Source organism: Pseudomonas sp. HTZ2 (assembly GCF_033173945.1).
In the GTDB taxonomy this organism is placed as follows: Bacteria; Pseudomonadota; Gammaproteobacteria; order Pseudomonadales; family Pseudomonadaceae; genus Aquipseudomonas; species Aquipseudomonas guariconensis.
In genome coordinates this window covers 1,799,819-1,811,861 of the sequence record NZ_CP137332.1, presented here as the reverse complement: position 1 = coordinate 1,811,861, position 12,043 = coordinate 1,799,819, and the positions used below count along the sequence as shown (strand labels likewise).

The 12,043-nt window shown below is 63.2% G+C and carries 11 protein-coding genes; 7 read left to right on the top strand and 4 right to left on the bottom strand.

The window, feature by feature from the left end:
* Window positions 1-15: 15 nt before the first annotated feature.
* Window positions 16-633, bottom strand: coding sequence for a TPM domain-containing protein (locus R6G97_RS08485; protein ID WP_070574840.1), 618 nt, complete (start codon window positions 631-633; stop codon window positions 16-18).
* A gap of 228 nt (window positions 634-861) precedes the next feature.
* Here R6G97_RS08485 and bglX point away from each other — a divergent pair, with 228 nt between their 5' ends.
* The 4 genes from bglX to R6G97_RS08465 all read left to right on the top strand — a co-directional run bounded on the left by bglX (window position 862) and on the right by R6G97_RS08465 (window position 7,930).
* Complete coding sequence (bglX, locus tag R6G97_RS08480; protein WP_317847989.1) at window positions 862-3,153, top strand: beta-glucosidase BglX; 2,292 nt, start codon at window positions 862-864, stop codon at window positions 3,151-3,153.
* A gap of 117 nt (window positions 3,154-3,270) precedes the next feature.
* Window positions 3,271-5,028 (top strand): ATP-binding protein, encoded by a 1,758-nt coding sequence (locus tag R6G97_RS08475; RefSeq protein ID WP_043206439.1) that lies wholly within the window; start codon window positions 3,271-3,273, stop codon window positions 5,026-5,028.
* Window positions 5,022-6,356, top strand: coding sequence for a sigma-54-dependent transcriptional regulator (locus R6G97_RS08470; protein ID WP_043206438.1), 1,335 nt, complete (start codon window positions 5,022-5,024; stop codon window positions 6,354-6,356). The genes R6G97_RS08475 and R6G97_RS08470 overlap by 7 nt, the downstream gene beginning before the upstream one ends.
* Window positions 6,357-6,610: 254 nt before the next feature.
* Window positions 6,611-7,930, top strand: a complete 1,320-nt coding sequence (locus tag R6G97_RS08465) for an MFS transporter (RefSeq protein ID WP_043206437.1) — start codon at window positions 6,611-6,613, stop codon at window positions 7,928-7,930.
* Window positions 7,931-8,035: 105 nt separating this feature from the next.
* On the opposite strand, the gene R6G97_RS08460 is transcribed toward R6G97_RS08465, so the two are convergent.
* Window positions 8,036-8,785 (bottom strand): COG4705 family protein, encoded by a 750-nt coding sequence (locus tag R6G97_RS08460; RefSeq protein WP_043206436.1) that lies wholly within the window; start codon window positions 8,783-8,785, stop codon window positions 8,036-8,038.
* Window positions 8,786-9,113: 328 nt separating this feature from the next.
* Here R6G97_RS08460 and R6G97_RS08455 point away from each other — a divergent pair, with 328 nt between their 5' ends.
* Window positions 9,114-9,557, top strand: coding sequence for a heme utilization protein (locus R6G97_RS08455; protein ID WP_317847988.1), 444 nt, complete (start codon window positions 9,114-9,116; stop codon window positions 9,555-9,557).
* A 117-nt stretch (window positions 9,558-9,674) separates the two neighbouring features.
* Complete coding sequence (locus R6G97_RS08450) at window positions 9,675-10,280, top strand: flavin reductase family protein (protein ID WP_043206434.1); 606 nt, start codon at window positions 9,675-9,677, stop codon at window positions 10,278-10,280.
* Here the strand turns inward: R6G97_RS08450 and R6G97_RS08445 are convergent, their stop codons facing one another.
* The gene (locus R6G97_RS08445) at window positions 10,281-10,514 is read right to left on the bottom strand and encodes a hypothetical protein (RefSeq protein ID WP_090345107.1); all 234 of its coding nucleotides are present in this window, start codon (window positions 10,512-10,514) and stop codon (window positions 10,281-10,283) included. It abuts the gene before it with no gap.
* A gap of 112 nt (window positions 10,515-10,626) precedes the next feature.
* Window positions 10,627-10,920 carry a putative quinol monooxygenase gene (locus R6G97_RS08440; protein ID WP_317847987.1) on the bottom strand — a complete coding sequence of 98 codons (294 nt, stop codon included), beginning with the start codon at window positions 10,918-10,920 and terminating at the stop codon, window positions 10,627-10,629.
* A 200-nt stretch (window positions 10,921-11,120) separates the two neighbouring features.
* Between R6G97_RS08440 and R6G97_RS08435 the strand changes: the two genes are divergently transcribed.
* Window positions 11,121-12,038 carry an AraC family transcriptional regulator gene (locus R6G97_RS08435; protein WP_090344979.1) on the top strand — a complete coding sequence of 306 codons (918 nt, stop codon included), beginning with the start codon at window positions 11,121-11,123 and terminating at the stop codon, window positions 12,036-12,038.
* Window positions 12,039-12,043: the final 5 nt, after the last annotated feature.

The window sequence follows — 12,043 nt, the reverse complement described above, 5'->3', positions numbered from 1 at the left end:
ATCGATGGACGCGGCTCAGTCCAGGATCACCAGGCGGTTGGGTAGCTCGTTGCGCGCGAAGGTCGGCGGTACGTGTTCGCTTAGCAGCTCGCCACAGGCTTCGATGCAATCGACGAAGCCCTGCAGGGTCTGGCCCTGGCACACCTGCTCGGTAAAGCGGGCGATGATGGCATCCCACGGCTGCTCGGGCAGATGCCGGGCAATGCCCTCGTCGACCAGGATCTCCACATGTCGCTCGGCCTCGCTGACGAAGATCAGCACCCCGGTAGCACCGGCGGTGTGTTGCAAGTTGAGCTCGAGAAACTGTTGCCGCGCCAGGCCCGAGGCGCGGCGCTGACGCAACAGGCGCGGGACCAGGCGGCTGGCCAAACGTGGATTGCGCAGCAGCAGGCACAGGCCGACGAACGTCACTACCTGGACCACCAACAGGCTGCGCAAATCAGGCCACCCCAAGGCCATGTGCGCCAGGCCCGGTATGGCCAGAGCCAGCAGCGCGGCCCATAGCAGGGGCAGGTAGGCGTAATCGTCCGCGCGGCGCGCCAGCACGGTCACCAGTTCCGCATCGGTGCGTTGCTCGGCCCGAGCGATGGCCTCGGCAATCTGGCGCTGCTCGTATTCGTTGAAGACAGTCATGCCATGGGTCTCTCGATCGTTCTTATTGTTGTTGTCCCGACAGCCGGTCGGCGGGAAGTGTATCTCATGATGCCCGCCATATAAGGCATAATCCGCCGCTGCATTGGACCAGGCAGGGCCGATCAGCCAAGTGAAGCCCGGCGAACTGTACAACAATAGCCGCCAAGAAAAACTCCGGCCGTGCACGTATCCCCCTGGATACGGCAAGGGGCCACGACAATGGAATTCATGATGAAACTGTCTTTGCTGGGCCTGGCCATGGGCCTTGCCAGTCAGGCGGCCCTGGCCGCCACCTCCGCACCGCCGCTGCAGGACAAGCAGGCGTTCATCGAACACCTGATCGGCCAGATGACCGAGGCCGAGAAGATCGGCCAGTTGCGCCTGATCAGCATCGGCCCGGAAATGCCCCGCGAGAAGATCCGTGAAGAAATCGCGGCCGGACGCATCGGCGGCACCTTCAACTCGCGCACTGCCCCCGAGAACCGGCCGATGCAGGACGCTGCTATGCGCAGCCGCCTGAAGATCCCGATGTTCTTCGCCTACGACACCATCCATGGCGAGCGCACCATTTTCCCGATCGGCCTGGGCCTGGCGGCGACTTGGGACATGGACGCCATTGCCAAGGTCGGCCGCACCTCGGCGATCGAGGCGGCCGCCGACTCCCTGGACATGACCTTCGGCCCGATGGTCGATATCGCCCGCGACCCACGCTGGGGCCGCACCAGCGAGGGCTTCGGTGAGGACACCTATCTCACTTCGAAAATCGGCCAGGTAATGGTCAAGGCATTCCAGGGCACCAGCCCGGCCGAACCCGACAGCATCATGGCCATCGTCAAGCACTTCGCCCTGTACGGCGCGGTGGAAGGCGGGCGCGACTACAACACAGTCGATATGAGCCTGCCGAAGATGTACAACGACTACCTGCCGCCCTACCGCGCCAGCCTGGAGGCCGGCGCCGGTGGCGTGATGGTCGCACTGAACTCGATCAATGGCGTGCCGGCCACCTCCAACACCTGGCTGATGAACGACCTGCTGCGCAAGGAGTGGGGCTTCAAGGGTGTGACCATCAGCGACCACGGCGCCATCCAGGAACTGATCCGCCATGGCGTGGCCCAGGACGGTCGCGAAGCCGCCAAGCTGGCCATCAAGGCCGGTATCGACATGAGCATGAACGACACGCTCTACGGCGAGGAACTGCCCGGCCTGCTCAAGTCCGGTGAAGTGACCCAGGCCGAACTGAACCAGGCCGTGCGCGAAGTGCTGGGCGCCAAGTACGACATGGGCCTGTTCAAGGACCCGTACGTGCGCATCGGCAAGGCCGAAAACGACGTCAAGGATTACTACGCTGAAAGCCGCCTGCACCGCGAAGCCGCCCGTGACGTGGCACGCCGCAGCCTGGTCCTGCTGGAAAACCGCGACCAGACCCTGCCTCTGAAGAAGGCCGGCACCATCGCCTTGGTCGGCCCTCTGGCCGATGCACCAATCGACATGATGGGCAGTTGGGCCGCCGACGGCAAACCGGAACACTCTGTGACCGTGCGCGAAGGCCTGCGCCGCGCCTTGGAGGGCAAGGCCAAGCTGCTTTACGCCAAAGGCTCGAACGTCACCGGCGACAAGGCCATCTTCGACTACCTGAACTTCCTCAACTTCGCCGCGCCCGAGATCGTCGACGACCCGCGTCCAGCCGCCGTGCTGATCGACGAAGCGGTCAAGGCCGCCAAACAATCGGATGTGGTGGTGGCGGTGGTCGGCGAGTCTCGCGGCATGTCCCACGAATCCTCCAGCCGTACCACGCTGGAAATCCCGGCAGTGCAGCGTGACTTGATCAAGGCGCTGAAGGCTACCGGCAAGCCTTTGGTACTGGTGTTGATGAACGGCCGCCCGCTGTCGCTGGCCTGGGAGCGTGAGCAGGCCGACGCATTGCTGGAAACCTGGTTCAGCGGCACCGAAGGCGGCAACGCGATCGCCGATGTACTGTTCGGCGACTACAACCCGTCCGGCAAGCTGGCGATCACCTTCCCGCGTTCGGTCGGGCAAATCCCGATGTACTACAACCACATGCGCATCGGCCGGCCATACACTCCGGGCAAGCCAGGCAACTACACCTCGCAGTACTTCGAGGAGCCCAACGGCCCGCTCTACCCGTTCGGCTATGGCCTGAGCTACAGCAGCTTCGAACTGTCCGGCCTGTCGTTGGGTAGCCAGCAGCTCAAGCGTGGCGGCACGCTGGAGGCCAAGGTGACGGTGAAGAACACCGGCAAGCGCGACGGCGAAATCGTGGTCCAGCTCTACGTTCAGGATGTCAGCGCTTCCATGAGCCGCCCGGTCAAAGAACTGAAAAACTTCCAGAAACTGATGCTCAAGGCTGGCGAGTCGCGCACCTTGACCTTCCGCATCAGCGAGGATGATCTGAAGTTCTACAATGGCCAGCTGCAACGGGTCGCAGAGCCGGGGCAGTTCAATGTCCAGGTCGGCCTCGACTCCGAGGCTGTGCAGCAGCAGAGCTTCGAGTTGCTGTGACAACTTCCGCCCGCAGGGTTGCGCCCTAAGCACAGCCCTGTGGGCGTGGGTTTACCCGCGCCCACAGTCTGCGTGAAAAACCTTAAACACACCCAGCACAGGCCAAGGATCAGCCGCATGCTATTTTCCTTCCGAACCTTGCGTCTGGCCCTGATCGTCCTGGTGATTGTCATCGGCACCGCGCTCAGCGCTGGCTGGGCGATGCACCAGGCCAAGCGCCAGTCGATGGAGACCGACGCACGTCGGGCCAGCCAGCAACTGACCCTCTACGCCAATGCCCTGCACACCCTGATCGAGCGCTACCGTGCCCTGCCCGCCGTACTGGCGCTGGACCCGGAGCTGATCGCGGCCTTGCGCGGCCCGGTCACCGAACAGGTGCAGGACGCCCTGAACCGCAAGCTCGAACGCATCAACGGCGCCGCCAACTCCTCCACCCTGGAGTTGCTCGATCGCACGGGCTTGGCCATCGCGGCCAGCAACTGGCGGCTGCCGACGACCTATGTCGGCTCCAACTACGGCTTTCGCCCCTATTTCAAGCAGACCCGCAGCCACGGCAGCGGCCGCTTCTACGCGGTCGGTGTCACCAGTGGCGTACCAGGCTACTTCCTGGCCAACGCGGTCACCGACGAACAGGGACGCTTCCTCGGCGCCATGGTGGTCAAACTGGAGTTCCCCGAACTTGAGCGCGAATGGCGCCAAGGCAGCGACATCCTGTTGGTCAGCGATGCCCGAGGCATCACCTTCATCGCCAACCAGGACGGCTGGCGCTACCGTGAGCTACAGCCAATTTCCCCCGCCGACCGCGCCGAGCTTGCCGAGACCCGCCAGTACGACAAGCAACCCTTGGTCCCCCTGCAGCATCAGGTGCTGACCGACTTCGGCGCCAACAGCCATTTGAGCCGCGTGCAAGGCCCGGATGGCAGCGTCGACTACCTGTGGGAAAGCCTGCCGCTGGAGGCAGAAGGCTGGACCTTGCATCTGCTGCGTAAGCCCCAGGTCAGCGCCGACGGACGCAACGCCGCCCTGACTGCGGCGGCGATCTGGCTGAGCCTGGTGTTCGCCGCACTGTTCGTCAGCCAGCGCCTGCGCCTGGCACGCCTGCGCCAGCGCAGCCGCAACGAACTCAAGCGCCTGGTCGAAGAGCGCACCCGCGAACTGCGCACCGCCCAAGAGGGCCTGGTGCAGTCAGCCAAGCTTGCGGCCCTGGGGCAAATGTCGGCGGCTCTGGCCCATGAAATCAACCAGCCCCTGACCACCCAGCGCATGCAGCTCGAGACCCTGCGCCTGCTGCTCGACCACGGTCGCTACGACGAGGCCCGGCAGGCCCTGGAGCCGCTGGAGCAGATGCTCACGCGCATGGCGGCACTGACCGGCCATCTCAAGACCTTTGCCCGCAACAGCCCCGGCGGGCTACGCGAGCGCCTGGACCTGGCCACCGTGGTCGACCAGGCGTTGCACCTGCTCGATGCCCGCATCCGTGGCGAGGGCGTCGAAGTGGCGCTGTACCTGGCGCGCCCCGCGTGGGTCAGGGGCGATGCGATCCGCCTCGAGCAAGTGTTGATCAACCTGTTGCGCAATGCCCTCGACGCCATGGCCGACAAGCGTTACAAACGCCTGGAGATCCGAATCGAAGCCGATGATGGTCAGTGGCGCCTGAGCGTGCTGGACTCCGGCGGCGGTATCCCCCAGGCGGATCTGGCCCGAATCTTCGATCCGTTCTTCACCACCAAACCGGTCGGCGAAGGGCTCGGCCTGGGTCTGGCGATCTCTTATGGCATCGTCCATGAGGCCGGCGGCCAGTTGCAGGCCGAAAACCTGCCCGGTGGCGCCCGCCTGAGCCTTACCTTGCCCCGCGACCTGGAGCCTGTATGTTGAATTCGGTGATCGTCGTCGATGATGAAGCCAGCATCCGCACCGCGGTGCAGCAGTGGCTGAGCCTTTCGGGCTTCAGCGTGCAACTGTTCGCCCGCGCCGAAGAGTGCCTGGCCCAATTGCCGGAACACTTCCCAGGCGTGATCGTCAGCGATGTGCGCATGCCCGGCATCGATGGCCTGCAACTGCTCGAACGGCTGCAGGCACTGGACCCGGACCTTCCGGTGATCCTGCTCACCGGCCATGGCGACGTGCCCATGGCCGTCGAGGCCATGCGCAACGGCGCCTATGACTTTCTGGAAAAACCCTTTACGCCGCAGACCCTGCTCGGCAGCCTGCGCCGCGCCCTGGAGAAACGCCAGTTGGTGCTGGAGAACCGTCGCCTGCACCAGCAGGCCGATCTCAAGGCGCGCCTGGAAAACACCCTGCTGGGCATGTCCCAAGGCTTGCAGAGCCTGCGCCGGCAGGTGCTGGACCTGGCCAGCCTGCCGGTCAACGTGTTGATCCGCGGCGAAACCGGCAGCGGCAAGGAACGTGTGGCCCGTTGCCTGCACGACTTCGGTCCGCGCGCCGACAAGCCCTTCGTCGCCCTCAACTGCGCGGCGATTCCTGAAACGCTGTTCGAGGCCGAGCTGTTCGGCCACGAGAGTGGCGCCTTCACCGGCGCCCAGGGCAAGCGCATCGGCAAGCTGGAATATGCCAACGGGGGAACCGTGTTTCTCGATGAGATCGAGAGCATGCCGCTGGCCCAGCAGGCCAAACTGCTGCGGGTGATTCAGGAGCAGAAGCTGGAGCGCCTGGGTGCCAACCAGAGCATCAGTGTCGACCTGCGCATTATCGCCGCCACCAAACCGGACCTGCTCGAAGAAGCCCGCGCCGGACGCTTTCGCGAAGACCTGGCTTACCGTCTGAACGTCGCCGAACTGCGCCTGGCACCACTGCGCGAACGGCGCGAGGACATCCCCCTGTTGTTCGAACACTTTGCCCGCGCTGCCGCCGAGCGCCTGGGCCGCACGGCCCCGCCGGTGAGCGGTGGGCAGTTGGCGCAACTGCTGGCCCATGATTGGCCAGGCAATGTGCGCGAGCTGGCCAATGCCGCCGAGCGCCACGCCCTGGGGCTGGGCGCGCCGAGCGTCGAGGCCAGCGCCGCAGGGCAATCGCTCGCCGGCCAGATGGAGGCGTTCGAGGCACAGTGCCTGCGCGCCGCGCTGCGACAGTACAAGGGTGAGATCAAGGCCGTGATGGAGGCCTTGCAACTGCCTCGGCGGACACTCAACGAAAAGATGCAGCGTCATGGGCTGGTGCGGGACGATTTTCTCGAGCGCGAATGAGCGGTTTTTTGCCTAGCCATTGTGGCCGATGAGCAAAAAACCGCTTATCGAAAGTATTGAAGGGCGCGGCTACGCAGCCCATCGCGTGGCGACGTTGCGCCTGCAGGGCCTTTGGATTCGCGGGTTATGGAATGGTCGTGCGCCGCGATGGGGCATTCAGGCCCGCCAGTGCACGCCTTTGGCATAGCTTCTGCAAAACCCTTCTCAAGCGCTGACCTGCGCGCTCCACAAAAACAACGAGAAGGTATCCCCTGATGGATAACGCCAGCACCCTGCCCACCGGGGCGGCCATTGCGCCCGCCGCGGAAAAAACCACCGCAAGCCGTCTCAAGTCGATTTTCAGTGGCTCCATCGGCAACATGGTCGAATGGTACGACTGGTACGTCTATGCGGCATTCTCACTGTACTTCGCCAAGGCCTTCTTCCCGGCCGGCGATACCACCGCACAACTGCTCAACACCGCCGCCATCTTCGCCGTGGGCTTTCTGATGCGCCCGATCGGTGGCTGGCTGATGGGCCTGTATGCCGACCGCAAGGGCCGCAAGGCCGCGCTGATGGCCTCGGTCCTGCTGATGTGCGCAGGCTCCCTGGTCATCGCCCTGACCCCTGGCTACGAGACCATCGGCGTCGCCGCGCCGATCCTGCTGGTCCTGGCGCGCCTGATGCAAGGCCTGTCGGTCGGCGGTGAGTACGGCACCTCGGCCACCTACCTCAGCGAGATGGCCAGCAAGGATCGCCGCGGCTTCTTCTCAAGCTTCCAATACGTGACCCTGATCTCCGGTCAGCTGATCGCCCTGGCGGTGCTGATCATCCTGCAGCAGACGCTCACCACCGAGCAGCTGTATGCCTGGGGCTGGCGCGTACCCTTCGTGATCGGCGCGCTGTGCGCGGTGGTCGCCTTGTACCTGCGTCGCGGCATGGAGGAGACCAGCTCCTTCACCAAGAAGGAAAAGTCCAAGGAAAGCCTGATGCGCACCCTGCTGCGCCATCCCAAGGAACTGCTCACCGTGGTCGGCCTGACCATGGGCGGCACCCTGGCCTTCTACACCTACACCACCTACATGCAGAAATACCTGGTGAACACCGTAGGCATGAGCATCAGCGACTCGACCACCATCTCGGCGGCCACTTTGTTCCTGTTCATGTGCCTGCAACCGGTGATCGGTGGACTCTCCGACAAGATCGGTCGTCGTCCGATCCTGATCGCCTTCGGCGTGCTCGGAACCTTGTTCACCGTACCGATCCTCAGCACCCTGCACACCGTGCAGACCTGGTGGGGCGCCTTCTTCCTGATCATGGCGGCGCTGATCATCGTCAGTGGCTACACCTCCATTAACGCCGTGGTCAAAGCCGAGCTGTTCCCCACCGAGATCCGCGCCCTAGGCGTCGGCCTGCCCTACGCCCTGACCGTCTCGATCTTCGGCGGCACCGCCGAGTACGTGGCCCTGTGGTTCAAGAGCAACGGCATGGAAACCGGCTTCTACTGGTACGTCACCGGCTGCATCGCTTGCTCGCTGCTGGTCTACGCGACCATGAAAGACACCGCCAAGCATTCGCGGATCACGACTGACTGATCCTGCTCACGCGGTAATCGAAAAGGGGCGCTCCGGCTGACGGAGCGCCCCTTTTTCATGGTTCGACGAGCAGTGAGCCAATTACGCCCCAGACAGTGACGGCCGTCAGGAAGCTTCCAACTCCCGACGCGCTTCGCGGTTATAGAACGACGCCATCAGAATCAGCACTAACAAGATGCCGCCGAGCACCGCTGAAGAGCCCACCGTACCGAAGTCCATCCCGCCTTTTTCGTGCGGTTTTGTCAGGAAGTCACCCAAAGTCGCACCGAATGGGCGGGTCAGGACGAATGCGATCCAGAACAGCGCCACGCCTGGGATACGGGTCCAGTAGCGGGCCAGCACCACCAGGCCGATGGTGCTGCCGATCAGCAGTGCGCCACCGGCGAAACCGAGGCCTGAGTCGTCCGCCAGGAAGTCGCCCAGCGCGGTGCCAAGGGTGTTGGAAAACAGGATTGCCACCCAGTAGAACAGCTCGCCGCCTCGGTTCTTGATGCGGGTGACGTCCAGCGGATTTCCGCTCAGGCGCCAAAGGGCGAACGTCAGCAGCAAGATGCCGATCAGGATGGCCGAACCCGCGGCATAGCCCAAGCCCAGGGTACGGTCCATGAAATCGGACATCGTGGTGCCCGCAGTACTGGTGGATAGGATGACCAGCCAGTAGAGCCAGGGATTGTATGAACGAGAGTAAAGCTGGGTGAGCAATGTCACCAGAAACACGCTGATCAACAGCAGCGAGCTCATGGCATAGCCAATATCGAGGGTCATCGACAGCAGGTCGCCCGCCGTCTCGCCCAAAGTGGTGGCGCAGATCTTCATGACCCAGAAGGCCAAGGTGATTTGCGGAAGTTTATTCATTGTTTGCCGCTCCTGGGTTGAGTGGGCGCGATGCTGAGCGGGCGGGTTTGAAAAAACGGTTGGTGGAGCATGAAAAAAGCGTTCGTTCATCGAAGGTTTCATTTAACTCGGGATTAATTCCCCTCCCGCATCCTTGAACTGTGGAGAGACGAGGGCGCAAAGCGCCTGTCTCGCAGCACCTCTGTGGTTTAAAAGACGAAAGCGCGCCCAAACACATCGATTAAATCGATTTTTATGCGTGATTTTTTGCGCTTTTTAATCAAATTAATCGGCGTAGCATTAAACCCATAGAAACAAACAACCCGCGAATCTCACTGGAGCAACGACCATGAAAAGCAAACTGATCCTGACCCTGGCTCTGTCGGCACTGGCTACCGGTGCATTCGCCGAAGACGGTTTCGACCGTACCAGCGCCCACAGCTTCGCCGCCGCCCAGACCCAATCGGCAACTTACGCCGAAGATGGCTACGACAGCACCGGCGCACAGCGCTTCGCTGAAGATGGCTACGACCGCACCGGTGCACAGCGCTTCGCTGAAGACGGCTACGACCGCACCGGCGCACAGCGCTTCGCTGAAGACGGCTACGACCGCACCGGCGCACAGCGCTTCGCCGAAGACGGCTTCAACCGCACCGGCGCACAGCGCTTCGCCGAAGACGGCTTCAACCGAACCGGCGCACAGCGCTTCGCCGAAGATGGCTACGACCGCACCGGCGCACAGCGCTTCGCCGAAGACGGCTTCGACCGCACCAATGCCCACCGCATCAGCTGATCCGATGCGAGCGCCCAGCCCGGCTTCGGCCGGGCTTGATCATTTCCAGCGGGCTGGAGCCTTGGCACACTAGGCACCTCGTCCACAACAAGGAAAGGGCCTACGGGCCTTGCGCAGATGTACTACTACGAACCCGCCAAAGGCCATGGCCTGCCCCACGACCCGTTCAATGCCATCGTTGGCCCCCGCCCTATCGGCTGGATCTCTTCCCAGGACCAGCAAGGCCGCCTCAATTTGGCGCCTTACAGTTTCTTCAACGCCTTCAACTACATTCCACCGATCATCGGTTTCTGCAGCGTTGGGCGCAAAGACAGCCTGAACAATATCGAGCAGACCGGCGAATTCGTTTGGAACCTGGCGACCCGAACACTGGCCGAGCCGATGAACCAAAGCTGCGCGGCGGTAGCCGCGGATGTCGATGAGTTCGAATTGAGCGGTCTGACGCCGACGGCATCGCGCATCGTCGGTGTACCTCGAGTAGGCGAAAGCCCGGTGGCCTTCGAATGCAAGGTGAGCCAGATCGTGCAGCTCAAGCGGGCCGACCAGGCGCTGGTGCCCAGTTGGCTGATCCTGGGGGAAGTCGTGGCCGTGCACATCGCCGAGCATCTGCTCAAAGATGGCATCTACGACACCGCCGCCGCCGAGCCGATCCTGCGGGGAGGAGGCCCAGCGGACTACTTCGAGCTGGGCAATCTGTTCAAGATGGCCCGCCCGCAGGTCTGATCAGAAAATCAGTTCGCCTTCCTCGCCCACGCCTTGCAGGCGTGCGAGTTCGGTACAGGCGGCCTCGTCGGCCGCCACTGCACTCTGAAACACCTGGCCATCGAGCACCTTGTGAAAGCGCGGCGCGCCGCCCATACCCAGGGCTTTTACGGCGATGGCCGCGTTGTAACCACCGCCTTGTACAGGGACCATCGCCGAAACGGCTTCGAAGTGGGAAAACTCTCTACGTGCCATGCTGCAAATCCGCATCCAAAAAACGAGGGCTGTCATTCTACCCCTCAATCACGGATGAAGTTTCACGCCTCTGTGGGAGCATGTTTGCCCGCAAAAAGTCCATGCATACACATCAGGCAAACGTATGCAGGTCCAGGCTGCTCACCACCTGGGCCTGCACCAGCTCGCCAAACACCTCGAGGGTCGGCGAAGCGAAGTAGCCGCTCATGGCTTGCTGATCGCTCCAGCTGCCGCTGAGCAACCACAGGTCGTCGTCGGCCTGGGACCGCTGTACGGTAAAACTCAGGCAACCCGGGGTACGCAGCGAAGGCTCCAGCAGGTCGCGCAGACGCGCGCCCAGTTCCGCCGAACGACCGCTGCTGGCACGGATGAAAGCCAGGTGAGTGACCGGATGTGGCTGGGTCATGAACGATCTCCTTGAAGCATGCGGACGGAAAAACCAGGCTGCCAAGGTTAGTGCCCCGCCCTCGCGCGACGTTAGGTCATTACTGCCGCTCGATTGCCTGATCCTGCCGCGCGGCAGGATCAGGCAATCGAGCGGCAGCTTTCGACTAGCGCCTGTCATTGCCCAAACCTATGCTGCGTCGGTCAGCAGAGGAAACCGCCATGCCCGCAACACCCTTGGAACCCACCCTCGAGGCCCAGCGCCAGGAGCTGGCCGACCTGATTGGCCGCCATGCCGGCGAGCCTTATGGTCCGGCATCGGCCATCGAGGATCTGTACCTGGTCCGCTACCGCGAAAGCGTGCGCTCGATGCCGGCCCTGGCGCAGCCGGCGTTGTGCGTCCTGGCCCAGGGCAGCAAGACCTTGTTCCTGGGCGATGAGCGCTACGCCTATGATCCGCTGCATTACATGGTGGTGTCGGTGACCTTGCCGATCAGCGGTGCGCTGCTCGAAGCCAGCCCCGAGAACCCGAGCCTTGGCCTTCGCATGGACATCGATCCGGCGCAGATCAGCCAGCTGATCGCCGAAAGCAGCCCGATGATGGTGCCCAACCTACCGTCTGGCCGGGGCCTGTATGTGGAAAGGACCGATCCGCAGTTGCTCGACGCCTTGCTGCGCCTGCTCCGGTTGCTCGATTCTCCAAGGGACATCCCGGTGTTGGCGCCACTGATTCGCCGCGAGATTCTCTACCGGTTACTGCGCGGCCCGCAGGGCCATCGCCTGTATGAAATCGCCCTGGCCAACAGCCAGACCCACCGCGTCTGCCAAGCCATCACCTGGCTCAACCGCCACTATCAGCAGCCGCTGCGCATCGAAGACCTGGCCCGGGAAGTGAACCTCAGCACCTCGACCTTGCACCACAGGTTCAAGGCCGTGACCTCGATGAGCCCCTTGCAGTACCAGAAACAGCTGCGCCTGCAGGAAGCCCGTCGGCTGATGCTCAATGACGGACTGGAAGCCGCCGTGGCGGGCTATCGGGTGGGGTATGAAAGCCCCTCGCAGTTCAGCCGTGAATACAGCCGGTTGTATGGGGCGCCGCCGATTCGGGACGTGGCGCGGCTGCGGGCCAACGCCAGTTGAGGCAA

Bases quoted from the DNA above. Each gene is read 5' to 3' on its own strand.
- R6G97_RS08485 (WP_070574840.1), bottom strand. From the start codon at position 633: ATGACTGTCTTCAACGAATACGAGCAGCGCCAGATTGCCGAGGCCATC.
- bglX (WP_317847989.1), top strand. From the start codon at position 862: ATGATGAAACTGTCTTTGCTGGGCCTGGCCATGGGCCTTGCCAGTCAG.
- R6G97_RS08475 (WP_043206439.1), top strand. From the start codon at position 3,271: ATGCTATTTTCCTTCCGAACCTTGCGTCTGGCCCTGATCGTCCTGGTG.
- R6G97_RS08470 (WP_043206438.1), top strand. From the start codon at position 5,022: ATGTTGAATTCGGTGATCGTCGTCGATGATGAAGCCAGCATCCGCACC.
- R6G97_RS08465 (WP_043206437.1), top strand. From the start codon at position 6,611: ATGGATAACGCCAGCACCCTGCCCACCGGGGCGGCCATTGCGCCCGCC.
- R6G97_RS08460 (WP_043206436.1), bottom strand. From the start codon at position 8,785: ATGAATAAACTTCCGCAAATCACCTTGGCCTTCTGGGTCATGAAGATC.
- R6G97_RS08455 (WP_317847988.1), top strand. From the start codon at position 9,114: ATGAAAAGCAAACTGATCCTGACCCTGGCTCTGTCGGCACTGGCTACC.
- R6G97_RS08450 (WP_043206434.1), top strand. From the start codon at position 9,675: ATGTACTACTACGAACCCGCCAAAGGCCATGGCCTGCCCCACGACCCG.
- R6G97_RS08445 (WP_090345107.1), bottom strand. From the start codon at position 10,514: ATGGCACGTAGAGAGTTTTCCCACTTCGAAGCCGTTTCGGCGATGGTC.
- R6G97_RS08440 (WP_317847987.1), bottom strand. From the start codon at position 10,920: ATGACCCAGCCACATCCGGTCACTCACCTGGCTTTCATCCGTGCCAGC.
- R6G97_RS08435 (WP_090344979.1), top strand. From the start codon at position 11,121: ATGCCCGCAACACCCTTGGAACCCACCCTCGAGGCCCAGCGCCAGGAG.